The sequence below is a fragment of the Serratia proteamaculans genome, from assembly GCF_004684015.1.
Lineage (GTDB): Bacteria > Pseudomonadota > Gammaproteobacteria > Enterobacterales > Enterobacteriaceae > Serratia > Serratia proteamaculans_F.
The window spans coordinates 311,418-338,332 of sequence record NZ_SRIA01000019.1 but is presented as its reverse complement, the minus strand read 5'-3'; the positions used below and the strand labels follow the sequence as shown (position 1 = coordinate 338,332).

The following is a 26,915-nucleotide window of genomic DNA, read 5'->3' as shown; positions in this document are numbered from 1 at the left end:
AACTCAAGGGGTGACGGGATTCTAACGGCGCTGGCGCTATGGCGCAAACTGGATAAGAATAAAGCTGAAAAACGCTGATCGGACTTGTTCGGCGTACATCTGTACGCTAAAGTGCGATGCAAAATCCCGAATGTAAAATTGTGGAAGAGGTACTGAATGAAACGTGCAGTGATTACTGGCCTGGGAATCGTCTCCAGCATTGGTAACAACCAGCAGGAGGTCCTGGCGAGCCTGCAGGAAGGACGTTCTGGGATCACTTTCTCCCAGGAGCTGAAAGATTCCGGCATGCGTAGTCACGTATGGGGCGATGTTAAACTGGACACCACCGGTCTGATCGACCGTAAAGTGATGCGCTTTATGAGCGATGCGTCCGTTTATGCCTATCTTTCCATGGAAGAAGCCATCAAAGACTCAGGTCTGGCTGCCGATCAGGTTTCCAACGATCGCACCGGTCTGGTAGTTGGCTCAGGTGGCGGCTCACCGCGCAACCAGGTTGCCGGATCCGACGGCATGCGTGCCAAAGGCCTGCGCGGCGTTGGCCCGTACATGGTGACCAAGGCTATGGCTTCAGGCGTTTCCGCCTGCCTGGCAACCCCGTTCAAAATTCGTGGCGTTAACTATTCCATCAGCTCTGCCTGCGCAACCTCTGCACACTGCATTGGCCACGCGGTTGAACTGATCCAACTGGGCAAGCAGGACGTAGTCTTTGCCGGCGGCGGTGAAGAACTGTGCTGGGAAATGGCCTGTGAGTTCGATGCGATGGGCGCTCTGTCCACCAGCTACAACGACACCCCGGAAAAAGCTTCCCGTACCTATGACGCAGCGCGTGACGGTTTCGTCATCGCCGGCGGCGGCGGTATGGTGGTGGTAGAAGAGCTGGAGCATGCTCTGGCGCGTGGCGCACACATCTATGCTGAGATCATCGGCTACGGTGCGACCTCCGACGGTGCCGATATGGTTGCGCCATCAGGCGAAGGCGCAGTGCGTTGCATGAAGATGGCAATGCAGGGCGTTGACACCCCAATCGACTACATGAACGTGCACGGGACTTCTACGCCGGTTGGCGATGTGAAAGAACTGGGCGCTATCCGTGAAGTGTTTGGCGACAACACCCCGGCCATCTCCTCCACCAAGGCCATGACCGGTCACTCACTGGGCGCCGCCGGCGTGCAGGAAGCGATCTACAGTCTGCTGATGGTTGAGCACGGCTTTATTGCGCCGAGCATCAACATCGAAAACCTGGATGAGAAAGCCGCAGGCATGAACATCGTGACTCAGCCGACTCAACGTGAGCTGACTACCGTGATGTCCAACAGCTTCGGTTTTGGCGGCACCAACGCCACGCTGGTGATGCGTAAGCTGCAGAAGTAATTCCGGCCTCAAGGTTCTGGAATAAAGCCCGCGTTTTCGCGGGCTTTTTAATGCCTGTCGATCCTGCGGGAAGGCCGTTCAGAGTTATCCCAAATTACATCTTCTGACGGATCATTAACGCTTCGTTCAGCCTTTTGCGCATACAATGGCTCAATAGCGCGAATATCACTCGGCGTAGCATTTCAGAGTGATCGAACATTGAGGCAATAGTATGAAAAAGTTAATTGCAGTTGGGCTGCTGTCGGTATTTCTGGCTGGGTGCGCGACTGAATCACCTTGTGTCCCGGTCTATGACGATCAGGGTCGTTTGGTGCACACCAACACCTGTATGAAAGGCACCACTCAGGATAACTGGGAAACCGCAGGCGCCATCGCCGGTGGTGCCGCTGCGGTTGCCGGTCTGACGCTGGGTATTATCGCGTTAACCAAATAACCTTCCGTCGGTGAGTTTCCCGTATAAAGCCCAGCTTTCGCTGGGCTTTTTCTTTGGCTGAAACACCGCCGGTTGATTGATATCAAAGTATTTTTATTTCCAGGCGCCTGGCAAAGACGACTTTGTCAGCGGGTGTAAATTCCATTCCTGCGCAAGCACTTGGCCGATATACTCCGGCTATCCCACACTCTGGAATCCCCTGATGTCGGCTTTGGCGTCCATCTCTTTATCCATGCACCGTTTGCGCTTCGCTAAAAAGCGGGCCTGTGCATGGCTATTGGTCGTCAGTTGGTTGCTGTTGAATACCCAATTGGCGCTGGCCAGCCATAATTGCAATTTGCAGTTCAGCGGTGAAGCACCGATGGCCCAGCATATGATGCATATGCAAAACAGCCTGCCGTCGTCAGATCAGATGCAAACCCAAGGGCCGTTGTGCGAGAAGCATTGTGTCCCTGAGTCTGCCCAACAGGATCATGCCAGCCTGACGTTAGCCGCCTTACCGGTCAGCAGCGAGTTGGCCGTTATTACTCCTTCTCCGTCACTTTCTATCCCACTTAACACCTGGCAAACGCCACCGATAACAGGCCCGCCGACAGAAATTGTTTTCTGCCGGTTCCGTGAATAGCTCTGACAACCGCTTTGCCGTCTCTGACGGCCACCCGTGTTTGTTAACTATTTAATGGAGTACCCGTTATGCGTAATTTATTTGCCGTTGTCTTGATCACCCTGTTTTTCTCCTCTGCCGTCAGCGCCGCCGATATGGCGATGCAACATTCTGCCGTAAAACCTACCGTCGAAATCCATAGCCAGGGCGTCATCAAGGCCTGGGATGAGCGCAAGGTGTCCATCGTGCACCAGGCCATACCGGCACTCAACTGGCCGCCGATGACCATGAGTTTCCAGCTTCCCTCATCGCCATCGTTCACTGCATTGCCAGTGGGAACGGCGGTGGATTTCAGCTTCCTGCCGGTCGATGGCGGTTACCGACTGATGGCTATCGCAGCCGCTCGGCAATAACGGAGGCGTCATGACCATTATCCTTTCTCACCCTTTACGGGTGGGCTGGCTGCTGCTTGCCTGTTGGGCACCGGCCACCCTGGCCGCGGAGCTGACGCTGCAACAATCGCTGACGGCGGCAGAACATTATTCGGCGGAGCTTTCGGCCAATCGGCATCAGGTGAATGCCCTGGAAAACATGGCGGATTCGGCGATGCAATTGCCCGATCCCAAGTTGAAGTTCGGTATCGAAAACGTGCCGGTTCAGGGGGGCAACGCCCGGCGCTTCACCCGCGAAGGCATGACGATGGGGCGGGTCGGCATCATGCAGGATTACGTCAGCAGCACCAAACGCCAGCGCAAGGCGGAGACCCTACGTGCTGAAGCCAGCCAGACGGATGCCGGCAGTGCCACTATTCGTGCCCGTTTGCAGCAGCAAACCGCGCAGGCGTGGCTGGAACTGGCGCTGAGCCGGCAAACCTTGCATGACGCCACCGCACTGGTTACGGAGAGTGAGCGGCAAATTGCCACTCAGCATGCCGGTGTGGCCGCTGGCGGCACTCCTGCCAGCGGCGTGCTGGACGCCAGACTGACGCTACTGACCATGCAGGACCGCATCAGTGAGGCACAGCGTGACGTTGCGGTAGCGCAGGCACGCCTGACTCAACTGACCGGCCAGGCAACCACGGATACTGCCGGGGCGATGCCACGCTTTGAACGTTTACCGGCCGACAGCGACGTCTTGCGACAGGCGATCAAACAACATCCTGAGGTGCTGCAGGCCAGTCGTGAGGCCGACGTGGCCAAGGCGCGTTCGGCACAATCAGAGGTGGCGGCCATACCGGACGTGGGGGTTGAGGTGTATTACGGCAAGCGCGCCGACGACTACGAGGATCTGGCTGGGGTGATGTTTACCGTCGATCTACCGCTGTTCCGTTCGCAGCGGCAGGATAAGGACTATGCCGCAGACGTATCCCGCAACATGGAGGCTAACGATCGACTGACGTTACTGATCCGCGATCATCAGGCCCAGCTCGACACGCTGTTGGCACAGTATCAGGCGGCGCAGGAGCAATGGCAGCGTCAGCAGCAACAGGCGATCCCGCTGCAGCAACAGCGGGTGACTTTGCTATTGGCGCAATACCGCAGTGGCAAAAGTGATCTGTCTGCGTTGCTGGAGGCTCGGCGGGCGCTGCTCGACAGCCGCCTCAGCGCAGGTAAAGCCGCACGTGATCTGGCACAGCTTTGGGCCGCCATCCGCTATCTCACCCCTCAGGAGGCAATGTAATGAAAATGCCATTTAAGCTGGCGCTGTTAGCGGCGTTAATCGGCGGTGGGCTGGCCGGATACTGGTTTGGCGCGTCGGGTGAAACCGTGCCGCAGGCAGGCAAAACTGAACGACAGGTACTGTATTGGTACGATCCGATGATGCCTGCCCAGCGCTTTGATAAACCGGGGAAATCGCCCTTTATGGATATGCAACTGGTGCCGCGCTATGCCGATGAAGCCGAAACGCAGGGCGGTGTGACCATCAGCGCACGCCAGCAGCAGAATCTGGGGGTACGTATCGAGACCGCCCAGTTGCGCCCGTTGGATCAGCAGCTTGACGCTTTCGGCAGCGTAGCCATCGATGAACGTGGGGTGCAGATCATTGCCGCCCGCGCCAATGGGCTGGTGGAAAAACTCTATGTCCGTGCCAGTCAACAGCAGGTGAAAAAAGGCCAGGCGCTGGCACAGTTGTGGATCCCGGAGTGGAGCGCGGCACAGCAGGAGTATTTGGCGATACGTCAACTGGGCGACCGCGCATTGACCGCCGCCGCCCGTCAGCGGTTGCAGTTGTTATTTATGCCCGAGGCGGTGATACGGCAGGTGGAGCGCACGGGCAAACCCGAGCCACGTATCAAGATAGTGGCGCCGGAGAGCGGTTATGTGAACAAGCTAAGCGTGCTTGAAGGCGCTCAGGTGACCGCGGCGCAGGGGTTGTTTGAGCTGGCCAGCCTGGATCCGGTGTGGATCGTGGCCGATTATCCGCAGGCGCAAGCCGGGTTACTCAAGGTGGGCGACAAGGTGCAGGCCGCCTCTGCCAGCTGGCCGGGGGAAAGGTTTGAAGGTGAGGTGAGCGAGCTGCTGGCCAATGTTGATCCGCTGACCCGCACCTTCAAGGCGCGGATCCTGTTAAAAAATCCTCAGCAAAAGCTGCGGCCGGGCATGTACCTGCAACTGACGCTATTGCAGAACGCCGTCGGCAAACCGGTACTGGCCATCCCGCAGGAGGCACTGATAGATAACGGCGATCGTAACCGGGTATTGGTTGCCGAGGGTAACGGCCATTTCTCTCCGGTGGAGGTGGTGGCCGGGCGCGCACAGGATGGTTGGGTGGAGATCAAACGCGGCCTGAACGTCGGGCAACAGGTCGTGACCTCCGGTCAGTTCCTGATCGACTCCGAGGCCAGTATGCGCAGTGCCTTGCCGCAGATGGTGACGCAAACCGAAGTTAAGCAGTATCAGGCTGAAGGGGTGATTGAGGCACTCAATGGCGACACCATGACGTTGTCCCACGGGCCGGTGCCTGAATTGCAGTGGCCGGCGATGACCATGGATTTTGCTCTGCCGCCGGGGGGATTACCGGCAGGTATCAAGTCTGGCGACCGGGTGAAAATTCACTTTAGCGTTGACGATAGCGGTTCACATATCAGCCAGGTTCTGCCGATGAATGCCGGGCACGGAGGCCACTTATGATTGCATTCGTGATCCGCTGGTCGCTGCGCAACCGGCTGCTGGTGTTATTGGCCTCGGTATTGTTGGCCGGCTGGGGTGTTTGGGCCCTGCAGAAAGCACCGCTGGATGCGCTGCCGGACTTGTCTGACGTTCAGGTCATCGTCCGTGCCACTTACCCTGGCAAGGCACCGCAGGTGATTGAAGATCAGGTCACCTATCCGCTGACCACCACCTTGTTGACGGTGCCGGGAGCCAAAACGGTGCGTGGTTTTTCCATGTTTGGCGATGCCTACGTCTACGTGTTGTTTGAGGATGGCACCGATCTTTACTGGGCGCGTTCACGGGTGCTGGAATCGCTGAGTCAGGTGCAATCCTCATTGCCTGAGCAGGTGAAGGTGGCGCTGGGGCCGGATGCCACCGGCGTGGGTTGGGTTTATGAATATGCCCTGGTGGATAAAACGGGCAAGCACAGCCTGGCCGACCTGCGCGCGCTACAAGACTGGACGTTGAAGTTTGAGCTTAAAACCGTCCCCAACGTGGCGGAAGTGGCCAGCGTCGGCGGTATGGTTCGTCAGTATCAGGTGGTGCTGGACTCGCAAAGCCTGCGTGCGCTGAATATCACCCATCAACAGGTGGTGACTGCGATTCAGGACGCCAACCAGGAAGGCGGCGGTGCGCTGCTGGAAATGGGCGAGGCGGAGTACATGGTGCGTACCTCGGGTTACCTGAAGAAACTGAATGATTTTGCCAATGTGGTGATCACCGTGCGCGATGGCGTGCCGATCTTGCTGTCACAGGTGGCGACGCTGCGTGAAGGGCCGGAGATCCGCCGGGGTGTGGCAGAGCTGAACGGTGAAGGGGAAGTGGCGGGCGGCATAGTGGTGATGCGCTACGGTAAAAATGCGCTGGAAACCATTAACGCGCTGAAGGTGAAGCTGCATGAAATTCAGCGGACGCTGCCGCCGGGAGTCGAAATCGTTACGGTTTACGACCGCTCTCAGCTGATTGAACACGCCATCGAAACCCTGTCCCACAAGCTGCTGGAAGAGTTTATCGTAGTAGCACTGGTCTGTACCTTGTTCCTGTTCCATTTCCGTTCGGCACTGGTGGCGATGATCACGCTGCCGCTGGGTATTCTCGGTGCCTTTGTGGTGATGCATTATCAGGGGGTGAACGCCAATATCATGTCGCTGGGTGGGATCGCCATTGCGATAGGCGCGATGGTGGATGCGGCGATCGTGATGATCGAGAACATGCATAAGGTGCTGGAACAGTGGCGACAGCGTCATCCAGGGCAGCAGCCAACGTCAACGGATTACTGGCGCATTTCGGAGCAGGCGGCGGTGGAAGTGGGGCCGGCGCTGTTTTGCAGTTTGCTGATTATCACGCTGTCCTTCATTCCGGTGTTCACCCTGCAAGCGCAGGAAGGGCGGATGTTCTCTCCGCTGGCCTACACCAAAACCTACGCCATGGCGGTGGCTGCCGGGCTGGGTATTACGTTGGTGCCGGTATTGATGGGTTACTTCATCCGGGGCCGCATTCCCGATGAGCATGCCAACCCGATCAATCGCTGGCTGATCCGTCTGTATCAGCCGGTGCTGGCGGCGGTGTTGGCGCGCCCGAAAACCACGCTTGGGGTTTCGTTGCTGCTGCTGTTGTTAACCCTGTATCCGCTTAGCCGATTGGGCAGCGAATTTATGCCGCAGCTTGACGAAGGTGACCTGTTGTATATGCCATCGTCATTGCCGGGTATGTCGGCGCGCGAGGCCGGCAGGCTGCTGCAATTGACCGACCGGTTGATCAAAACCGTGCCGGAGGTGGCGACGGTATTCGGTAAGGCGGGGCGGGCGGAAACCGCCACCGACCCGGCACCGCTGACCATGCTGGAAACCACCATTCGCTTCAAGCCGCGTGACCAATGGCGGCCAGGCATGACCATGGACAAACTGGTGGCGGAGCTCGATAGCGTGGTCAAGGTGCCGGGCATCGCCAACGTTTGGGTTCCACCGATCCGCAATCGGCTGGATATGTTGGCCACCGGCATAAAAAGCCCGGTCGGCATCAAGGTCAACGGCAATAACATGGCCGATATCGAACGGATTTCCGGGCAGATTGAGCAGGTGGTGAAGCGGGTGCCGGGTGTCACCTCGGCATTGGCAGAGCGCATCACCGGGGGGCGCTATGTGGATATTGATATCGACCGTCAGCGGGCTGCGCGTTATGGCGTTTCGGTGAAGGAGCTGCACTCGATGGTGGCGACGCTGGTGGGGGGGGAAAACATTGGCGAAACCATTGAGGGGCGGGCGCGTTATCCGATCAATGTGCGTTACCCGCGCGAAATCCGTGATTCGGTGCAACAACTGCAGACATTACCGGTACTCACGGCCAATGGGAGTCAGGTGCCGTTGTCGATGTTGGCGGATATTCGGATCACTGAAGGGCCGCCAATGTTGAAAAGTGAAAACGCACGGCTCTCCAATTGGATTTATGTCGATCTGCGCGGACGCGATCTCAAATCGGCGGTGGAGGAAATGCAGCAGGCGGTCGCGCAACAGGTCAGGTTACCGGCCGGTGTCTCTTTGAGCTGGTCCGGACAGTTTGAATATCTGGAACGTGCCAGCGCCCAGTTGAAAATCGTGTTGCCGGTAACGCTGGCGATCATTTTCGTGCTGCTGTTTGTCACCTTCAGCAGCGTGCGCGATGCGCTGTTGATCATGGCGACGTTGCCTTTTGCGCTGATCGGCGGCGTGTGGCTGCTGTACCTGCTGAACTACAACCTTTCGGTGGCCGGGGCCGTCGGTTTTATTGCTCTGTCGGGCGTGGCGGCGGAGTTCGGCGTGATCATGGTGCTGTATTTGAACCATGCGCTGGAAAAACACCGTCAGCCGGGGCAACCGTTAACCCAACAACAGCTGATGGCGGCCATCAGCGAGGGCGCGGTACTGCGCGTGCGGCCGAAAGTGATGACCGTCGCGACCATTATGGCCGGGTTATTACCCATTATGTGGGGCGATGGGGCTGGTTCTGAGGTAATGCGGCGCATTGCGGCACCGATGATTGGCGGCATGGTCAGTGCACCGCTGCTGTCGATGCTGGTGGTTCCGGTAGTGTATTTATTGTTGCACCGTAAAGGATGATGGAGCGGGGCGCGGTATTGAACTGCGCCCCTTAATACCGAACCAGAAATTACTTCACCAGAAACGCTTTAAACTGCGGCGTCATCACGGCGCTGAAGCCGTCGTCGGTTTTACTGATCAGATACACTGCCAACCCTTTTTCTTCCGCCAGTTTCAGGGCTTTTTCTGTCCCCAGCACCATCAGCCCGGTATCCCAGCCATCGGCCTCCAGCGCGGTCGGGGCAATTACCGTGGCGGAAACCAGGCGATGGGTAATCGGCCGACCGGTGGTGGGATCGATCACATGTGAGTAGCGCTGGCCATCCTGTTCGAAATAGTTGCGGTAGCTACCGGCGGTGCTAATGCCATAGCCCTGTAAATCCACCAAAGCCTGTACCGCATTTTCGCGGTCGGTCGGTTTTTGGATCGCCACCCGCCACGGCTTGCCCTGGCCGTTAACGCCGCGGGAAGAAACCGCACCGCCAACCGACACCAGATAGTTGGTGATGCCGTTGCGTGCCATCAACTGTACCAACTGGTCAGCGCCGTAGCCTTCGCCCAGCGTGGAGAGATCGACATACATCTCCGGCAGGTCTTTTTGCAGCCACTCACCACGGCTGTCGCTGATTAACTTGAGATGCTGCAGGCCGACATTTTTTTGCGCTGCTTCTATTTGCTGCTGGCTCGGTACCTTGACCACCCGCTTATCCGGGCCAAAACCCCACAAATTGACCAGCGGCCCGACGGTGATATTCATTGCACCCTGAGTATCGCGGCCGATGCGTTGGGCCATCAGGATAATGTCTGCCATGCCGCGTGGGATCAATTGGGGGTCAGCGCTCCGGCTCTGATTAAAGCGCGACAGCACCGAATCATTGCGGTAGGTGGAGATATCGTCGTTGGCGCGTTCCAGCACGGCGTCGATCTGCTGCTGTAACTGCTGTTTATTGATGGCCACATCACCGCTGACCTTGACGCTGTAGAAGGTGCCCATGGTTTTGCCGTCGATATCCATCTGCGGGCGGGTATTCTGGTCATTACAGGCGGTCAGCAAGCTGAGCGTCATGCTCAGTAACAGCCCTTTGGCGAAAACGTTAGCCATAAAAAATCCTTCAAAACGGGGAAAGGCGTTACAAATAAAGCAAAGTGCAGCGAATGAAAAGCAGTTAAGGGTAAAAGAGCATTTTACTGGCGTTGCCGCCGCGCTTGGGCTAACGTCTGGCTCCTGATCCCTGGTTGTTTTTTGAAGCGCTCAACATGAGTTCAAATGCCGTTGCCCGGCTGTTCCAGCCGTTTCTGAAAGATCGCTTTTTGCATATTCTGCTGCTGGCCGGTGTGTCGATGGCCGCCTTCAACCCGCAACAACTGCCTGCGCTCAGCGGTTTTATCGACTGGCGCACCATAATTACCCTGCTGGGACTGATGCTGCTGACCAAAGGGGTTGAGGTCAGCGGCTATTTTGACTTTATTGGCCGCAAGATAGTCAATACGCTGCACAGTGAACGGCGGCTGGCACTGTTTCTGGTATTTGCTGCCGCTCTGTTGTCGTCATTCCTGACCAACGACGTGGCGCTGTTTATCGTTATTCCGCTGACGATCACGCTAAAAAAACTCTCTTCGCTGCCAATTAGTCGGTTAATTATCTTCCAGGCGCTGGCGGTCAATGCCGGCTCGCTGCTGACGCCAATTGGTAACCCGCAGAACATTTTGCTGTGGAGCAAATCCTCGCTGTCTTTCCTGGCTTTCATTGCCCAGATGGTGCCCTTTGGCGCAGCGATGCTGGCCAGCCTGCTACTGTTAACCTGGTTCAGTTTCCCGGCGCGGGAGATCGTTAAAGCCCCCCATACCGAAGGCTACCCTTATCAGCGACGCCTGTTGCTGAGCTGCGTGGCACTGTACATGATTTTTCTGCTGTGTCTGGATATCGATCTGCCACTGTATGGCCTGTTGGCGGTATTTGCCGGTTTTTTACTGTTGGCACGCCGGGTGTTGTTGCAGATTGACTGGAGCCTGATTTTTGTCTTTATCGCCATGTTTATCGACGTGGGGTTATTCACCCGCCTCGAGGCGGTTCAGCCCTGGTTCGCGGATATTGCCAGGCTGGGCGAGGGCGGTATTTATGCCCTGGGGATCGGCCTGTCGCAGGTGATCAGCAACGTACCGGCGACCATTTTACTGCTTAACTACGTGCCTTCCAGCCAACTGCTGGCCTATGCGGTCAACGCCGGTGGCTTTGGCTTGGCGATAGGCTCATTAGCGAACCTGATTGCACTGCGGATGGCAGGCGAGCGAAAAATCTGGCTGAAATTCCATTACTACTCGCTGCCATTGCTGGCATGGAGTGGTTTGCTCGGCTGGTTGCTGGCTTAAGAGCGATATTTCTACTTGAAATACCGCTCTCCTTTGGAGCAGCCGTTAGCCGCGTGCGGCCAGCAAACAGATGCTGCGGGTGACCTGATAGGACTTCACAAAGGCGCTGACCGGCAGAAATTCAAAGCGCGAATGGAAATTGTGCGCACCGGTGAAGTAGTTGGGAGTCACCAGCCCGCGGCTGGATAACGCCGCACCGTCGGTACCCCCGCGCATAGGGATTACCTTTGGCGGAATACCGTGGGCGGCGAGTGCGCCGAAAATCAGTTCGATGGCGCGTTGGTCTTCGCCGATAGAGTTGCTGATATTGCTGTAGATATCCGTGACGCTGCAGCTGACCTTGGCACGCGGATAGTTTGCCGCCACCTGCTGCACCACTTCCTGAATGCGCTCTTTACGCGCATTGAAACTCGCCAAATCAAAATCACGGACTGACACTTTCAACGTGGCGAGGTTGGCGTTGGCCGTCAGGTCGTTGAACCAGAAGTAGCCTTCACGTCCCTCGGTATGTTCCGGCGTATCCCGGCTGTCGAACTGATTGATGATGTCGTTGGCGATGCGAATCGGGTTGATCAGCACATTCTTGGCCGACATAGGGTGCGCAGTCACCCCCTCAATGCGGATTTCCGCTGCCGCGGCGTTGAAGTTTTCATACACCACTTCGCCCAGTTCACAGCAGTCGATGGTATAGGCGAAGTCTGCGTCAAAGCGTGCCAGATCCAGTGCCTTGGCACCGCGCAGGCCAATTTCTTCATCCGGCACAAAGGCCACCAGGATATCGCCGTGACGGTCGGTGGCACTCAGGTTAGCCAGCAGGGTCATCACTACCGTCACCGCCGCCTTGTTATCGGCGCCGAGTACGCTGGTCCCGTCGCTGAAAATAATCTCTTCATTCGGGTAGGCCAGGATCTCCGGGTGCTCGGCGGTGCGTAGCCAGATGTCATGCTCTGCGTTCAGGCACAGATCCTGGCCGCTAAAGTGCAGGCGCTGCGGGTGAATATCTGCCGCCAGACCCACATCAACGGTATCGATATGGGTAATAAAACCGATACGCGGCGCGCCGGGCTGGTTGCCGGGTTTACGTGCGGTTACGGTGGCGTGCTCATCAATTTGCACGTCAGTCATCCCCAACTCGCGCAGTTCGGCTGCCAGCAGTTTGGCCATATCATGCTGGCCCGGCGTGCTGGGCAGGGTTGTGGCGGCGGCATCGCTCTGGCTGGTTACCGCCAGATAGCGGAAGAAACGTTCGGTGAGCTGTTCGGCTATGGCGCTGGTCATGCGGGTTCCTCTCGGTAAGCGGTCTATCGGTTTTAAAGCTAAATCAGCCGGTTGTCCAATGGTGCAATGTTTTCGCCGTCGGAATGCGAGACGCCGCGCAGAATAAAAAAATAGCAGGGCAACTAGGAAATAGTCGCGGGTAACTGCGGCAAAATCGTTGTTAGCTCTGGGGTGCGGATGCCCCAACAAAAATCTGAACGCTAAAGGAGAATTCATGCGCTCACGTCATGCTTTGCTTATTACTTTGTTATCCCTGGGAATATCTCAGACTGCCTGGTCTTCTAGCGACACTGGCCATGCCAACAGCAACGCCAACAGTCGCGAAGTGGCCAGCGCGCTTGGCGGCCTGAAGAACAAAACCTATAGCCTGGAGCAGGCACCGAAGATCCGCGTCGCCAGCTTCAATATTGCCGCCGGCAAGGTCAGTGACATGACGGCCATCGCTAAGGCTATCAAGGCCATGAACGTTGACGTGGTGGCGCTGCAGGAAGTGGACAAGCTGACCGGCCGCAGCGGCAAATTGGATCAGGCTGAAGAACTGGCCAAGCTGACCGGTATGCACGTGGTCTTTGGCCGCGCGATTGATTTTGACGGCGGTGAATATGGTCTGGCGTTCCTGTCAAAATATCCGCTGCATGACAGCAAGATTTACCCGCTGCCTTCCGGTCAGCGCGAACAACGCATTGCCTTCAGCGCCCAGACCGACGTGCCCGAGTTCCCGGCACCGATTACGCTGATCAACACCCATCTGGACACTAAAGAAGATCCGGCCATGCGTTTGGATCAGGTGCGCGAGTTGAACGATCGCACCATCGAGATGCGCGGTATCAAGCTGTTGTTTGGCGACATGAACGACGTCCCGGGCAGTGTCACCTGGACCGAACTGAGCCGTTACTGGAACGACATCATGCCCAGTGCGCAAGATGGCCGCAGCTGGCCAGCGGAAAACGCCGAAATCAAGGTCGACTATATCTTTAGCGGCAATGCCCAGCGCTGGCACCTGGACAGCCTGACGGTACCGAACGCCAGCGGCGACTGGAATGGCATTCACTGGCCGGCGGTTAGCGATCACCTGCCGGTAGTTGCCGAGCTGCGCTTGACCGAGCAGTAATTTAATAAAAAGCAGTATTGTCAGCTTAAGCAGGGGCAATCCGTGCCAGCCGTTCGACGGCGGCGCGGATTTCCCCTGGTGTCAGGGCCGAAAAACCCAACAGCCAACCGTCGCGCCGCCTGGCTGGTGTTAGATACTGCGCTGCCAGCCCTGGCGTCACGACGCCCAGACGCTGCGCCTGACGGGAGAGAGCCTCCTCCTGACCTGACGGCAACCAAACGCCGAGTTGCAATCCGCCACCTGCCGGTTGTGGGGTGGCAAAATGCCCCAGTTTTTCCTGCACCTCCTCCAATAACCGGTCACGGCGGCTACGGTATAACTGGCGCATATAGCGGATATGGGCGGCAAAGTGCCCCTGCTGAATAAACTCGGCGGTCACCGCCTGCATCAATTGGGCGTTGTGGCCGTCGTAAACCGTACGGGCAGTGGTAAAAGCAGCCACCAGCATCGGGGGAACGATCAAATAGGCCAGTCGCAACGAAGGAAACAACGCCTTGGAAAAGGTGCCCAGATAGAGCACGTTACCGTGTCGGTCCAGCCCTTGCATCGCCGGCATGGGCTGGCCGTCATAGTGAAACTCGCTGTCGTAATCATCTTCAATAATCCAGGCTCGCTGCCGTTGAGCCAAAGCCAGCAATTCGAGCCTGCGTGCCAGACTGAGCGCCACTCCGGTGGGATATTGGTGTGATGGTGTCAGGTAAATCAGTCGCGGTGCGGGCAGTTGTTCATCCGGCCGGATCCCAACTTCGTCAACATTGACCGCTACCAGCTCGGCACCGGCGCTGCTAAAGGCGTTTCTGGCTCCGCGATAACCGGGTTCTTCCATCCAAACCTTGTCGCCGTTATCCAACAGCAGGGTGGCGATCAACTGCAAGGCCTGCTGTGAGCTGGTCAACACTACTACCTGTTGTTCATCACAGTTGACGCCGCGGCTCTGGCTGACATAGCCGGCAATCGCCTCGCGCAGTGGCAGATAACCTTGTGGATCACCATAGCGCATCAGGGCTTCTCCCCGCAGGCGTAATTGCTGGGCGGTGAGCTGTTTCCACAGCTTTAGCGGGAAGGCGCGCAAATCTGGTGAGCCGGCGGCAAAGGGCAGCGGTTGTTGTGGATCGCGACAGCCCCCGGTTTGAATTATTTGTCGGCCACGCAGTGACAGGCGTGGCTGACCGGTAACCTTGCTGACAGTAGGTGATTTACCTATGCGTATCGCCACAAAGGTGCCCTGACCCACCCGACGCTGCAGGTAGCCCTCTGCCTCCAGTTGACCGTAGGCCGCCTCGGCTGTGACCCGCGATACACCCAAATCTTCGGCCAATATGCGCGATGAGGGTAAACGTTGTCCGCAGCGCAACGTTCCGGCATGAATAGCTCGACGCAGCGTGCTGCACACGCGATCACGCAAGGTACCGCCGGCATGTTCCGGCAGGTGAAAAAGGGTGAGCAGTGCGTTGGCCATAATGGGACTTGTCAATGGGTGAAAATGGGTATCAATCATAAGACCAAAATCAGGCAATATTGTCATCAGTCTTTAGCAACAGGAGTGAATTTTATGGCGGTACTTTCATCGGTTTTGGCCTTTCCACCGGGGACGGCAGCGCAGAGTCTGGATTATCTGGCCACGAAGTTGAGTTATTACGCAGACGCATGGGACGTGGCGGAAGACCTGCGCAACGGCGTCAGTGAGATCCTGGTGATCGACACACGTGCAGAAGCCCTGTACGCAGCCGGGCATATTCCTGGCGCTATCAGTTTGCCGCATCGGCTGATGGACGAGGCGGGTACGGCACATCTGGCGCGCGACAAAGTCTATGTCACTTATTGTGATGGTATTGGCTGTAACGGCTCCACCAAGGGCGCATACAAACTGGCGCAACAGGGGTTCCGGGTGAAAGAGCTGATTGGCGGGTTGGACTTCTGGCTACGCGATGGCCATCCATTGGCCACCGGTGAACAGCCGGGCTCGCTGTTGGGAAGTGCTATTGGAGAAGACTGCGGCTGTGCCTGAGGGGTTAAAACACCAGCACCAATACCAGGGCCAGCACAAGAATAAACAGGATAAAGGCCACGGCCGGTTTGCTCAGCGCTTTTTGCAGCGGTTGGGGCAGGGCGGCAATCAGTGGGTTGAGCAACGGCTGCGGTTCGGCGTGGCTGATGGACAGCGGCTGTGCCGGGCCGGTTTTTTCCAGACGGCGCGCAAACAGCTGGTTGATCAGGTCGCTCATCTGCGGATGGGTCAGCGGTGCGCTGGCATTGCAGTGAAAACGTGACTGACAGTAGTCATTCAACTGTTGCTGCTCCTGCGGATCCGCAGGGTGTTTAAGTGCGGCCAACAGGTTGTTCAGCGTCGGTGCGGTTTGTGGACTCAGCGCTACCTTCACCTGCAAAAACTGGTTCAGCAGTTGGAAATGGCGAGCCGGCAGCGGATCGTTGGTTTTGACCCCGCTGAGATCAAACAGCGTCTGCCAAATTTTGACCGGTGATTCGCCGGTGGCGGCGCTCAGCTTGGTCACCTGCAGTTGCAGGCTCTGGTGTTCGGCAGGCAGCAGCGGACGATCGCTGGTGGTGGTTTGTTGCGGCTGCGGGATGGTCAGGCTGCCGGTCTGCAACAGGTTCAGTACCTGCTGCAACTGTGGGTGGCTCAATTGACTCAGCACCGTATGGCCAAACTGCTGGCGAATAAAGTCGCTGACGGCCTGGCGATTATTGCCCTGCGGCAACAGATCGGTGAGTTGCTGCAACAATTGGCGATTGGCATGGCTCTGTTGCACCTGCGCCAGACGGTTTTGCAACAGTTGCTCGGCCGGTTGGAAATGGCGTGCCAGTAGCTCACTGTTGTTGTCTGTTTGCAGGTCATGGCGCAGCGTGACCCAAATCTCTGCGGACTTGGCCGGGCTGAGCGCCATGATCTTGACGACCAGTTTCTCCAGCGTTGTGCGTTGTGCCGGGGAGAGCGGGCTACCGTCAGTGGTTGTGGTTTTGTCCGGGCTAGGGGAACGATCGCTGGCGATCGGGGTGCCCGGTCCACTCAAAGGTTGCATATCACCTGTCCTTCGCTGTGTAGAATAATCGTCGTACCCGGCGAAAAGCGCAGGATTGTACTTATGATACCTGTAAACGGCCGCGACCAATACCGTCCTCAGACATTTCTTTACAGGCAAAACATTGCTAAAAGCGTCTGCGCCGCTAAGATAAGCGCAGACTTGGAATTGAGGGTGGCATGGTTAAACAGCAGCGGATTGCGAAATGGTTCTTATGCCTGGCTTGCCTGGTCGTATTGACCTGCATGACTCAGCGCATGGCGAGCCTGCATGCGTTGCAGCAAGTGATGGGCCTGCCTGTCGCCAGCACTCTCACCTCTGCCACCGATGACGCCGCTGAACTGCAACCCACGCCCTGCGAACTGAGTGCCAAATCCTTGTTGGCCTCGCCGCCGGTGATGTTCGAAACCCTGTTGTTCGGTCTTGGCCTGTTACTGGTGTTATTGGCCCCCACGGTGGCCGCGCGTCTGCGAATTCCCCCTCCCAGAGTTATTTCCCCCACCACCCTCAGGGTACATCTGCGATTATGCGTGTTCCGTGAATGAGTTCATCACCCGTCTGTTTTGGTTGATTGATTCATTTATGGAGAATAAACATGTTGAATATCATCAGGTCGGCATTAGCCTGCCTGTTACTGCTGTGGCTACCTGCTTTGCAGGCGGCGGACAGCGGCTGGCTACAAAGTCCGACTAACGATCACGCCAAGGTGCGGCTGCGCGCCGATACCTCGCACAGTGGGGAAACCCGTTTGCTGCTGGGCATAGAGCTGCAAAAAGGCTGGAAAACCTACTGGCGTTCACCGGGGGAAGGCGGGATTGCGCCGACCATCGCCTGGCAGGGTAATCCACCGCCGGCAACCTGGTACTGGCCAACGCCGCAGCGTTTTGACGTTGCCGGTATTTCCACCCAGGGTTATCACGACCGGGTTGAGCTACCGATGGTGATCAAAGGCGCAGTACCACGTCAGCTGGCGGGTACGCTGACGCTGTCTACCTGCAGTAACGTCTGCATTTTGACCGACTACCCGTTCAGTCTGGATCTGGATGCGCCGTCCGACGCGCAGTTTACCCATGACTTTGCCCAGGCCATGGGGCAGGTACCTATTGCCGATGGGCTGGTGGAGAGCATTAAAGCCGGTTATCAGAACGGGGAACTGCAGATCAGCGCCGAGCGAGCCGCCGGTTGGCAGCAGCCTGAGCTGTTCTTCGATACGCTGGAGGATGCTGATCTCGGCAAGCCGAAGGTCAGCAGTGACGGAACCCGGATGTTCGCGCGGGTGCCGGTCAGTGATGGCTGGGGTGATAGCGCGCCGGATCTGCGTGGCAAAACCTTGACGTTGGTGATCGGTGACGGCGGCGTGGCGCAACAGGTGACGTTACCTATTGAAGGGCCACTGGCTTCACCGGTTGCGGCGAGTTTCTCGTTGTTGCAGGCGGTGCTGATGGCGCTGGCCGGTGGCTTTATCCTCAACCTGATGCCGTGCGTGCTGCCGGTATTGGGTATCAAACTGGGCTCGATTTTGCAGGTCGAACAGCGTGACCGGCACAGTATTCGGCTGCAGTTCCTGGCCTCGTCGCTGGGCATTGTGGCGTCGTTTATGGCGCTGGCGTTGCTGATGACGCTGCTGCGACTGAGCAATCAGGCGCTGGGCTGGGGCATTCAGTTCCAAAACCCGTGGTTTATCGGTTTTATGGTGCTGGTGACGCTGTTATTCAGCGCTAACCTGTTCGGTCTGTTCCATCTGCAGCTTTCCTCTTCGCTGAACACCAAACTGGCGACCCATAACGGTCGTGGCCTGAGTGGGCATTTCTGGCAGGGCGCTTTCGCTACCTTGCTGGCGACGCCATGCTCCGCACCTTTCCTGGGTACCGCGGTGGCCTTTGCTCTGGCGGCACCACTGCCGGTGCTGTGGGGCATGTTTGTCGCGCTGGGCATTGGCATGAGTCTGCCCTGGCTGTTGATTGCCGCCTGGCCGGCGCTGGCACTGCGCTTACCTCGTCCGGGGCGCTGGATGAACAGCCTGCGGCTGGTGATGGGGCTGCTGATGCTGGCTTCTTCGTTGTGGTTGCTAAGCCTGATGGCTAACCATATCGGTGACGTCCCGACGCTGGTGGTGGGGGCTATCGCGCTGCTGGCCCTGTTGCTGGCGGTCGGTTGGCAACATGGGGTTCGCCTGGCGGCCAAGCTGGCAGCCGGTACCCTGGTGCTGGTTGGGGTGGTGCTATTGGCCGGTTCGCTGACTGCCGGGCTGTGGCGTCAGCCACTGCATGACAATGTGGCCTGGCAACCGCTGAGCGAGGAGGCGATCACTCAGGCGCTGGCCCAGAACAAACGGGTGTTTGTCGACGTCACCGCTGACTGGTGCGTCACCTGTAAAGCCAACAAATTCAATGTACTGCTGCGCGATGACGTGCAAAAAGCGCTGAGCGCTGAGGACGTTGTCGCCCTGCGGGGAGACTGGAGCCGCCCATCGGCAGAAATTAGCGCCTTCCTGCAACAACGCGGCAGCGTCGCCGTGCCTTTTAACCAAATTTATGGCCCCGGCAGCCGCGACGGCGTGGTGTTGTCCCCACTGTTAACCCGCGATGCCGTATTGCAAACCCTGTCCGCCGCCAAAGGAAATTCACAATGAAAAAATTAATGATTTTACTGATGTTGATCGTTACCCCTGTCTGGGCCGCCGCTCCCTTTACCCCGGAGCAGGAAGTGCGCATTAAAGAGCTGATCCGCGAAACGCTGGTGTCGAACCCGGATATTCTGGCGCAGGCGGTGGATGCCTGGCAGCAGCAAACCTCCAGCCAGCAAATCAGCCAGGCAATCAAGCAAAATGCCAAAGCCCTGTATGAAGACCCGGCCAGCCCGCGTCTGGGGGCGGCTAACGCCAAACTGACGCTGGTGACCTTTACCGATTACAACTGTCCGTACTGCAAACGTTTTGATCCAATGCTGGAAAAAATCGTTAAAGAGAACCCGGATGTGGCGTTGGTGGTGAAACTGTTGCCGTTCAAAGGCGAAAGCTCGGTCAGTTCGGCGCGGGTGGCATTGACTGCCTGGCAGCAGCATCCGGACCAGTTTTGGGCGTTGCACCAGCGGCTGATGGCGAAAAAAGGTTTCCATGACACTGCCAGCATTAGCGCGGCACAGCAGAAAACCGGGGTGAAAGAAGTGGCACCGAGTGAGCTGAGCATGACTACGTTGCGCACCAATATGGAGTTGGCAGAAAAATTGGGTGTGCAGGGGACACCGGCGACGCTGATCGGCGATCAGATGCTGCCAGGGGCGGTGTCTTACGAGGAGCTGGAAGCGATGGTGAAACAGCAATTGGCGAAGGTTAAAAATGGCTAGATTACGGCGTTGGGCGCGGGAACTGCTGGTCCTGTTGCTGATCGTCCTGGTGGCTGCGTTTGGCATGGACTGGCTGCGCGCCCCAAAGGCTCCGGCAGCCTTCGATTCGCAAGTCCTGACGACGCTGAACGGTGAGCAGGTGTCACTGGCGCAGCTCAGTCAGGACAAACCCTTGCTGGTTTATTTCTGGGCCAGTTGGTGCGGAGTTTGCCGCTTCACTACGCCCTATGTCGCCAGGCTGGTGGGCGAGGGCGATAACGTGCTCAGCGTGGCGCTGCGCTCCGGCGATGATGCTCAGGTGGCGCAGTGGCTGGCCGCTAAAAGGGTGACTTTGCCGGTGGTTAACGATCCGCGCGGCGCACTGTCGGCGCAGTGGCAAATCGGCGTGACCCCAACGCTGGTGATCATTTCCAAAGGCCAGGTAGTACAGAGCACCACCGGCTGGACCAGCTATTGGGGCATGAAGCTGCGGCTGTGGTGGGCCGGGCTGTAATCACCGGTTTATTCGACCGCTATCACCTGACTAATCGCCCGGCACAGCCGGGCGATACCTTCTTCAATCAGCGGCGGCGTGTTGGCGGCGAAATTCAATCGCAGGCCGTGTGCGCCACGCTGTTCCTCGGCATAAAAACACTCTCCGCGTGCAAAAGTTACGCCTTCTCGCCAGGCTACCGGCATCAGTGCTTCGGTGCTGACGGCGGCAGGCAGCATCAGCCAGATAAACAGCCCGCCCTCCGGGGTTTCAAACCGGCAGCCTGGTGGCAGTTGTTGCTGCAATGCGGTGACCATCACATCCCGGTGCTGGCGATAGATCCGCCCGGCACGCCGCAGTTGCTTGTCGTAGCGACCGATGGTGACGAAGGCGTCCAACGCACGCTGGATCAAATTGGAACTGGTAAAACTGTCGACGTGTTTCAGTCGGGCGATGCGTTGATAGTGTTCGCTGTCCGCCACCAGATAGCCAATGCGCATGCTGGGCAACAGCATTTTGGAAAAGGTGCTGACATAAATCACCGCCCCCGGCTGCGCCAGCGCCCGCAGCGAGGGCAATTGCTTGCCGTTGTAGCGCAAATCACCGACAAAATCGTCCTCGAGGATCACCACTCCGGCATGCTGAGCCAGTGCCAACAGGCGACGCCGCCGGGCTTCACTCATGCAGCGCCCGGTGGGGTTATGGAAATTGGGAATGGTGTAAATCAGCTTCGGCCGGTGTTTTTCCAGCAATGCGGGCAGTTGTTCAACCAGCATGCCGTGCCGATCGCTGGGAATGGTGACGATATTGATGCGGTGCAGACGTAGCAGCCCCAGGGCTTCGGCGTAGGTCGGCTGTTCAACGATCACCGTATCGCCCGGCTCCAGCAGGCTTTGCACAATCAGGCTGATGGCGTGTTGTGAACCATTGGTGATCAGCACCTGTTCCGCATGGGTCGGGATGCCCTGCGCGGTGAGGATCCTTCCCAACGTATCGCGCAACGGGTAGTAACCGCAGTATTCACCATAGCTGAAGGCCTCTTCCGCATGGCGGCTGAGCACTGACAGCAAGATCTTGCGGAACTCTTCCTGCGGGAAAACTTTCGGACTGCCGACACCGGCAGCAAAGTTGATGATGTTGTCCGGCAGCGGGATATCGGGGTAACCATCCAGCCGTGAGGTCAGGGTGGTAAAACGTTCCGCCGGGAAAGGGGCATCGGTTGCCGGTTGTGGTTGTGCGGGCTGTGCCAGCGGGTGCTGGACATAGGCACCGCTGCCGCGCCGCTGGCGTAAAAAGCCTTTGGCTGCCAGTTCGGCATAGGCGTTATCCACCGTTAGTCGGCTAACGGCCAGTTCGCCTGCCAACTGGCGTGTGGAGGGCAGTTTATCGCCATCGACAAATGCGCCGCTCAGGATTGCCCGCCGCAACGCCTCCTCAATTTGCAGATACAGTGGAACATCCTGTTGGCGGTCTAACGGAATATGCATGCGTAATTGGCTCGGTTAGCGTTGGGGATTTTTACTATACCCCATAGCAACAAGCCTTCAAGCGGATAAAAGTGGCCTGCCCAACATCGGGGAAAAGTGGCTCTGGCGGCAAAATTGCGCGGCGTTAGAATCTCTGCCTGAGTCTATTACCGCCGTTTTTTTGAGGGTGTCATGTCATTACCATCGGGTGTTTCAGCCAGGCCGATTTTCCCCGGCGCGCGCATTTTACAGGGCAGCAGTCAGGGCTATGTGATTGCTATTATCAGCGCCATGTTGCTGGCTTTTACCGCCATTATTATCCGCGTGCTGACGGAGTATTATCACCTGCCGACCTTTGTGCTGGCTTTTTGGCGAGCGGCGCTGGTGGCCCTGGTCCTCTTGCCGGCATTGTTGCTGTTCAAGCCTGAGTGGGCACGTTTACGGCGTTCCCAGATCCCGTTTTATGCCTGTTATGGCCTGCTGCTGGCGGTGTTCAACAGCTTGTGGACGTTGTCGGTGGCGCTGAACGGCGCGTCGGTGGCGACGATCCTGACATACTGCTCGGTGGGCTTTACCGTTTTTCTCGGCTGGATGATCTACAGCGAACGCCTGAACCTGCGCCAGCTGCTGGTGATTGTGGTCAGCCTGGGCGGCTGTTTTCTGGTCAGCAACGGTGACAGCATGGGCAACAGCCATTTTAACCTGCTGGGGCTGTTGGTCGGTATGCTGTCCGGTATTGGCTATACCCTCTACACGCTGGGCGGGCGGGTGGCGACTGAACGCCATTATCCGGTGTGGAATACCATTTTGTACGTGTTCGGTTTTTCGGCCGTTTACCAGTGGCTGTTCAACGCTGCGTTGACGTTTTACCCGCTGGCGGCTTTTCATGGCATGACCGGTTCTTTGTGGTTCCTTTCCGAGGGCGTTCAGGGCATCGAGTGGCGCGGTTGGTTGTTGTTGCTGACGCTGGCCGCCGGCCCGACGCTGTTGGGCTTTGGTCTGTACAACATCAGTCTGAAAACCTTGCCGCTGGCGGTGGCGAACCTGATTTTGTCGCTGGAGTTGGTGTTTACGGCGGTTATCGCCTATTTCCTGCTGGGGGAAAACATGAACCAGTTGCAGCTGCTGGGCAGTGCGCTGGTGCTGGGCGGGGTGCTGATGTTGAAGAACAAGACGGCTGAGGCGTGATTTGTTACCCTTATGGCGCCAAAATTTGGAGGCGACAATGACCCATAACCCAAGATTAAAACGGGCGTTAATCGCTTAATTCGGCAGTGTTTTGCGACCAAAAAACACTGCCACAGACTTTAGGCTGTGGCTCTTGCAATAGATAAAAGAGAAACTGCCATGACTGAAAAACACTGGTCAAAAACAGAGTTACTGCACCAAACGGTGACCAATCCCAATATTATCGTCAAGGGAACCCATAGCTATTACAGCGACTGTTGGGATCACGGCTTTGAACGCTCGGTGGTGCGCTACTTGCAGGGCGATGCGATCAGCCAACAGTGGCCTGCGCTGGGTTTGATAGACCAATTGCTGATCGGTGATTACGTCTGTATCGGTGCCGAGGCGGTGATCCTGATGGGCGGCAATCATACTCATCGAATCGACTGGCTGTGTCTGTATCCGTTTATGGCAAGCATCGAGGCGGCTTATCAGCCGAAAGGAGATACCCGTCTCGGGGACGGTTGCTGGATAGGAATGCGGGCGATGCTGATGCCGGGCGTGACCGTTGGGGAAGGGGTGATAGTGGCTGCAGGCAGCATTGTGACGGCGGATGTTGAACCTTACACTATCGTCGGCGGTAATCCGGCGCGGCCAATCAAGCGGCGGTTTAGCCCGCAGACCATCGCCCGGTTACTGGCTTTGCGTATTTATGATTTGTCGGCGGAGGATTTTACCCGCGTGCAGCCTTTGCTGTCCGATGATGATATTGCGGCCCTCGAGCGGGCGGTAGCTGAAATTAAGCGTTAAATAAAAAGGGCGGGGATCACCCCGCCCTTGAATTTACTCGGCCTTGGCCGCTTCTGCCGTTTGGCGACGTTTGCGTACAATGCGCAGCACCAGCGGCAGTACCAGAACGGCCACCGCCAGCACCAGTAAGGTTTGCGCGATGCTGCTGCTCCACAGAATGCCAAACTCCCCGTTGCTGATTGACAGCGCGCGACGCAGGTTCTGCTCCAGCATCTCTCCCAACACGAAGCCCAAAATCAGTGGCGACATCGGGAAGTGCATTTTTCTCAGGATATAGCCAAACACCCCCAGTCCGACCATTAACAGCAGATCAAAGGTGGTGCTGTGCACCGCATAAACGCCAACCGCAGACACCGCGGCAATCGCCGGTACCAGGAACCACAGCGGAATGGTCAGCATGCGGGTGAACAGACCCACCAGCGGCAGGTTCATGATCAACAGAATTACGTTGGCAATCAGCAGTGCGGCGATCAGCCCCCAGACAATATCCGGCTGTTCGGTGAACATCGCCGGGCCAGGTGTGATGTTGTACAGCGTCAGTGCGCCCATCATCACCGCCGTGGTACCGGAACCCGGCACGCCCAGCGTCAGCATCGGAATGAACGAGCCGCAGGCCGAGGCGTTATTGGCCGCCTCTGGGGCCGCTACGCCACGGATATCACCTTTACCGAAGGTGTCGCTGTTGCCGCTGATTTTCTTTTCGGTCATATAGGTCAGCGCACTGGCGATAGTGGCACCCGCGCCCGGCAGAATGCCGACGAAGAAACCTACCACCGAGGAACGCAGCGTTGGGCCAACGCACTGAGCGGCTTCCTTACGGTTGAACAGCAGGCGGCCAGTTTTGCGCACCAATTTTTGTCCGCCGCTGGTGCTTTCCAGCATCAACAGGATTTCACTGACTGAGAACAGGCCGATCACCACCACGATAAACTGTACGCCGTCGGAGAGGTGCACACTGTCGAAGGTGAAGCGGTACACGCCGGTGTTGGCATCGACCCCGACCGTTGCCAGCCCCAAACCAATCAGCGCCGCCAGCAGCGACTTCAGTGGGTTCTGGCTCATCATGCTGCCCAGGCAGGCGATGGCGAACACCATCAGGGCAAAATATTCCGCCGGGCCGAATGCCAGTGACCAGCGTGCCAGCAGTGGGGCGAACAGAATAATGCCCCCGATGGCAATGATCGAACCGGTGAACGAGCTGACCGCCGAGATTGACAGCGCCACACCGGCACGGCCCTGCTGCGCCATCGGATAGCCGTCCAGCGCCGTCATGATAGCCGCTGCGTCACCCGGCACGTTGAGCAGTATCGAGGAGATACGACCGCCGTACTCGCAACCGATATACACCGTTGCCAGCAGGATCAGCGCAGACTCGGCCGGCAGTTTGAGAGCGAATGCCAGTGGCAGCAAAATAGCCACGCCGTTGATCGGCCCCAACCCCGGCAGCAGGCCGACAATGGTGCCAACGAAGCAGCCGATCAGGGCGATAATCAGGTTCTGTGGCACTAACGCCACCTCAAACCCTTGAGACAAATACATCCAGGTTTCCATTTTCGCCCCCGTTAGCTCAGCCAAACGCCGAGTGGCAATGTCACATCAAGTAAGCGATCAAAGGCGTAATACAGCGCTACACCCATCACCACGCCGGACACCAATGCCGCTTTCAGGCTGGCATGGAACAGCAGGCCAATGCTGAAGGTCAGTAATGTCGTCGCCAGCGGGAAGCCCAGCCACTCGAAGCCCCAGGCGTACAGCACCAGCGTAATCACCAGCACCAGCAGGCGTTGCATTACCTTGTTATGCGGCCATTCAACCACCTGAGGCTTGTTGAGCAGCAGTAACGCTGCACACAGTGCCATCAGGCTGAGAATCGCCAGCGGGAAGGGGCGAGGCCCCAGTGGTTCGTAGCTGTATTCGCTCTGAATGCCCCAGCCGATAAACAGGCCACCGATACACAGCAGCAGCCAAAAACCGGCGAAAATGCGATCGCTCATGGTTGCCCCCGGTTACTTGGCCAGGCCGAAAACTTTGGCCTGTTCGCGGTACTGATTGACCTGGTTTTTCACGTAGGCATCCAGTTCCTTGCCGCTCAGGTTAAATTCAAACAGACCACGCAGATCGCGCTGCTTTTTGAACTCGTCGGTCGCCATCATTTTCTTGAAGGTGTCGAGCCACCACTGGTACTCCTCTTCGCTGACCTTCGGGCCAACGTAGAAACCGCGGATAATCGGCCATACCAGATTGAAGCCTTGTTCTTTGGCGGTGGGTACATTGGCTAACTGGCCAGGCAGGCGTTGATCGGCATATACCGCCAGCACGCGGATTTTGTCGCCTTGCAGGTAAGGCACCATTTCGCTCAGATCGCCAGAAACAGCCTGAATGTGATTGCCGAGCAGCGCGGTAACCGGCTCGCCGCCGCCTTCAAAGGCTACGTAACGCATCTTGTGAGGGTCGATCCCGACTTCACGGGCCAGCAGGGCGGTTTTCATCCAGTCCTGGCTGCCGATAGAGGCACCGGCACCGAATACCACGCTGTTTGGATCTTTCTTGAAGGCATCCATCAGGTCTTTCAGGGTTTTGTATGGTGAGTCGGCACGGACGGCAATCATGCCGTAGTCGGTACCGACGGCGGCCAGCCATTTCACGTCGTCCACGTTGTAGCGGCCGAACTTCCCTTGTGACAGGTTCAGCAACGAGCCGCCGGAGAAGGCGACCACCGTGCCGAACTCTGCCGGACGTTGGGCAACGATGGCATTGTAGGCAACGGCGCCAACACCGCCGGGCATGTAGGTAACACGCATCGGTTTATCGATGGCTTTGGTTTCCTGCAGCGAGACCTGAATCAGCTTGCAGGTCAGGTCAAACCCACCGCCGGGCTTGGCAGGGGCGATACATTCGGTGCGTTTCGGTGCTTCCACGGCAAAGGCCTGATTGGCTGCCAGCAGCAGGGCGGTAGCGGTCAGAGTGCGGGTGATTATTTTTTTCATTGCTTTCCCCAAGGTTTTTTTCAGTCGGTGTCGATCCCCGCCGATACGGGTTGCTGAATTGTTAAATCAACAACCTTTCATTTACCTTTCAACCGGCGGAAAAGTTTCAGGGATGTGATATGCATCTCCTGTTAGCGCCAATAGCACCACGATCGCTGGCCAAATTGGCTGCCGCGCTAGCACATACTCTTGGGTAATAACAGCCCATAAACCTTGCTTAAAGCCTGCGTAATA

General features: G+C 57.5%; 24 protein-coding genes. 16 read left to right on the top strand and 8 right to left on the bottom strand.

Annotated features, from left to right (window positions below; all coding sequences use genetic code 11):
• Positions 1 to 156 precede the first annotated feature (156 nt).
• The 7 genes from fabB to E5C26_RS17200 all read left to right on the top strand — a co-directional run bounded on the left by fabB (position 157) and on the right by E5C26_RS17200 (position 8,655).
• Positions 157 to 1,371: a beta-ketoacyl-ACP synthase I gene (gene fabB, locus E5C26_RS17230; RefSeq protein WP_012146081.1), complete on the top strand. Its 1,215-nt coding sequence runs from the start codon at positions 157 to 159 to the stop codon at positions 1,369 to 1,371.
• A gap of 211 nt (positions 1,372 to 1,582) precedes the next feature.
• The gene (locus E5C26_RS17225) at positions 1,583 to 1,804 is read left to right on the top strand and encodes a hypothetical protein (RefSeq protein ID WP_004947462.1); all 222 of its coding nucleotides are present in this window, start codon (positions 1,583 to 1,585) and stop codon (positions 1,802 to 1,804) included.
• A gap of 202 nt (positions 1,805 to 2,006) precedes the next feature.
• The gene (locus tag E5C26_RS17220; protein ID WP_135317400.1) at positions 2,007 to 2,429 is read left to right on the top strand and encodes a hypothetical protein; all 423 of its coding nucleotides are present in this window, start codon (positions 2,007 to 2,009) and stop codon (positions 2,427 to 2,429) included.
• 68 nt (positions 2,430 to 2,497) lie between these two features.
• A complete protein-coding gene (locus E5C26_RS17215) occupies positions 2,498 to 2,821 on the top strand; it encodes a copper-binding protein (RefSeq protein WP_135317399.1) in 324 nt (107 codons plus the stop codon).
• Between the two features lie 10 nt (positions 2,822 to 2,831).
• The gene (locus E5C26_RS17210; protein WP_135317398.1) at positions 2,832 to 4,088 is read left to right on the top strand and encodes a TolC family protein; all 1,257 of its coding nucleotides are present in this window, start codon (positions 2,832 to 2,834) and stop codon (positions 4,086 to 4,088) included.
• The gene (locus E5C26_RS17205) at positions 4,088 to 5,539 is read left to right on the top strand and encodes an efflux RND transporter periplasmic adaptor subunit (RefSeq protein ID WP_135317397.1); all 1,452 of its coding nucleotides are present in this window, start codon (positions 4,088 to 4,090) and stop codon (positions 5,537 to 5,539) included. Before E5C26_RS17210 ends, E5C26_RS17205 begins: the two co-directional genes overlap by 1 nt.
• Positions 5,536 to 8,655, top strand: coding sequence for an efflux RND transporter permease subunit (locus tag E5C26_RS17200; protein ID WP_135317396.1), 3,120 nt, complete (start codon positions 5,536 to 5,538; stop codon positions 8,653 to 8,655). The genes E5C26_RS17205 and E5C26_RS17200 overlap by 4 nt, the downstream gene beginning before the upstream one ends.
• Positions 8,656 to 8,704: 49 nt before the next feature.
• On the opposite strand, the gene apbE is transcribed toward E5C26_RS17200, so the two are convergent.
• A complete protein-coding gene (gene apbE / locus E5C26_RS17195; protein WP_135317395.1) occupies positions 8,705 to 9,736 on the bottom strand; it encodes an FAD:protein FMN transferase ApbE in 1,032 nt (343 codons plus the stop codon).
• A gap of 155 nt (positions 9,737 to 9,891) precedes the next feature.
• On the opposite strand from apbE, the gene E5C26_RS17190 reads away from it, so the two are divergent.
• A complete protein-coding gene (locus E5C26_RS17190) occupies positions 9,892 to 11,004 on the top strand; it encodes an SLC13 family permease (RefSeq protein WP_135317394.1) in 1,113 nt (370 codons plus the stop codon).
• Between the two features lie 45 nt (positions 11,005 to 11,049).
• Here the strand turns inward: E5C26_RS17190 and pepT are convergent, their stop codons facing one another.
• Positions 11,050 to 12,282 (bottom strand): peptidase T, encoded by a 1,233-nt coding sequence (pepT, locus tag E5C26_RS17185; protein ID WP_135317393.1) that lies wholly within the window; start codon positions 12,280 to 12,282, stop codon positions 11,050 to 11,052.
• A gap of 214 nt (positions 12,283 to 12,496) precedes the next feature.
• Between pepT and E5C26_RS17180 the strand changes: the two genes are divergently transcribed.
• Positions 12,497 to 13,393, top strand: a complete 897-nt coding sequence (locus E5C26_RS17180) for an endonuclease/exonuclease/phosphatase family protein (RefSeq protein ID WP_135317392.1) — start codon at positions 12,497 to 12,499, stop codon at positions 13,391 to 13,393.
• A gap of 25 nt (positions 13,394 to 13,418) precedes the next feature.
• On the opposite strand, the gene pdxR (E5C26_RS17175) is transcribed toward E5C26_RS17180, so the two are convergent.
• Complete coding sequence (gene pdxR, locus E5C26_RS17175) at positions 13,419 to 14,852, bottom strand: MocR-like pyridoxine biosynthesis transcription factor PdxR (protein ID WP_409513910.1); 1,434 nt, start codon at positions 14,850 to 14,852, stop codon at positions 13,419 to 13,421.
• Between the two features lie 93 nt (positions 14,853 to 14,945).
• Between pdxR (E5C26_RS17175) and E5C26_RS17170 the strand changes: the two genes are divergently transcribed.
• Positions 14,946 to 15,401 (top strand): rhodanese-like domain-containing protein, encoded by a 456-nt coding sequence (locus E5C26_RS17170; protein WP_135317390.1) that lies wholly within the window; start codon positions 14,946 to 14,948, stop codon positions 15,399 to 15,401.
• 4 nt (positions 15,402 to 15,405) lie between these two features.
• On the opposite strand, the gene flk is transcribed toward E5C26_RS17170, so the two are convergent.
• Positions 15,406 to 16,434, bottom strand: a complete 1,029-nt coding sequence (flk, locus tag E5C26_RS17165; protein WP_135317389.1) for a flagella biosynthesis regulator Flk — start codon at positions 16,432 to 16,434, stop codon at positions 15,406 to 15,408.
• 179 nt (positions 16,435 to 16,613) lie between these two features.
• On the opposite strand from flk, the gene E5C26_RS17160 reads away from it, so the two are divergent.
• Genes E5C26_RS17160 through E5C26_RS17145 form a run of 4 tightly spaced genes read left to right on the top strand, consistent with a single transcriptional unit; the run spans position 16,614 to position 20,272 of the window.
• Entirely contained in the window at positions 16,614 to 16,979 is a 366-nt protein-coding gene (locus E5C26_RS17160) for a copper resistance protein (RefSeq protein ID WP_135317388.1), read from the top strand.
• Between the two features lie 50 nt (positions 16,980 to 17,029).
• A complete protein-coding gene (locus tag E5C26_RS17155; protein ID WP_135317387.1) occupies positions 17,030 to 19,066 on the top strand; it encodes a protein-disulfide reductase DsbD family protein in 2,037 nt (678 codons plus the stop codon).
• A complete protein-coding gene (locus E5C26_RS17150) occupies positions 19,063 to 19,779 on the top strand; it encodes a DsbA family protein (protein WP_135317386.1) in 717 nt (238 codons plus the stop codon). The genes E5C26_RS17155 and E5C26_RS17150 overlap by 4 nt, the downstream gene beginning before the upstream one ends.
• Positions 19,772 to 20,272, top strand: a complete 501-nt coding sequence (locus E5C26_RS17145; RefSeq protein ID WP_135317385.1) for a protein disulfide oxidoreductase — start codon at positions 19,772 to 19,774, stop codon at positions 20,270 to 20,272. The genes E5C26_RS17150 and E5C26_RS17145 overlap by 8 nt, the downstream gene beginning before the upstream one ends.
• An 8-nt stretch (positions 20,273 to 20,280) precedes the next feature.
• Here E5C26_RS17145 and pdxR (E5C26_RS17140) read toward each other — a convergent pair whose 3' ends face one another.
• Positions 20,281 to 21,738: a MocR-like pyridoxine biosynthesis transcription factor PdxR gene (gene pdxR / locus E5C26_RS17140; protein WP_135317384.1), complete on the bottom strand. Its 1,458-nt coding sequence runs from the start codon at positions 21,736 to 21,738 to the stop codon at positions 20,281 to 20,283.
• 171 nt (positions 21,739 to 21,909) lie between these two features.
• Between pdxR (E5C26_RS17140) and E5C26_RS17135 the strand changes: the two genes are divergently transcribed.
• Together E5C26_RS17135 and E5C26_RS17130 are read left to right on the top strand one after the other, a co-directional pair.
• Positions 21,910 to 22,905, top strand: a complete 996-nt coding sequence (locus E5C26_RS17135) for a DMT family transporter (RefSeq protein ID WP_135317383.1) — start codon at positions 21,910 to 21,912, stop codon at positions 22,903 to 22,905.
• Positions 22,906 to 23,064: 159 nt separating this feature from the next.
• Complete coding sequence (locus tag E5C26_RS17130; protein WP_135317382.1) at positions 23,065 to 23,694, top strand: CatB-related O-acetyltransferase; 630 nt, start codon at positions 23,065 to 23,067, stop codon at positions 23,692 to 23,694.
• 33 nt (positions 23,695 to 23,727) lie between these two features.
• Here E5C26_RS17130 and E5C26_RS17125 read toward each other — a convergent pair whose 3' ends face one another.
• The 3 genes from E5C26_RS17125 to E5C26_RS17115 are packed head-to-tail and all read right to left on the bottom strand — an operon-like array spanning position 23,728 to position 26,681.
• A complete protein-coding gene (locus E5C26_RS17125) occupies positions 23,728 to 25,245 on the bottom strand; it encodes a tripartite tricarboxylate transporter permease (RefSeq protein ID WP_135317381.1) in 1,518 nt (505 codons plus the stop codon).
• A gap of 11 nt (positions 25,246 to 25,256) precedes the next feature.
• Positions 25,257 to 25,688 carry a tripartite tricarboxylate transporter TctB family protein gene (locus E5C26_RS17120; protein WP_135317380.1) on the bottom strand — a complete coding sequence of 144 codons (432 nt, stop codon included), beginning with the start codon at positions 25,686 to 25,688 and terminating at the stop codon, positions 25,257 to 25,259.
• A 12-nt stretch (positions 25,689 to 25,700) separates the two neighbouring features.
• Entirely contained in the window at positions 25,701 to 26,681 is a 981-nt protein-coding gene (locus E5C26_RS17115) for a Bug family tripartite tricarboxylate transporter substrate binding protein (protein WP_135317379.1), read from the bottom strand.
• Between the last annotated feature and the right edge of the window lie 234 nt (positions 26,682 to 26,915).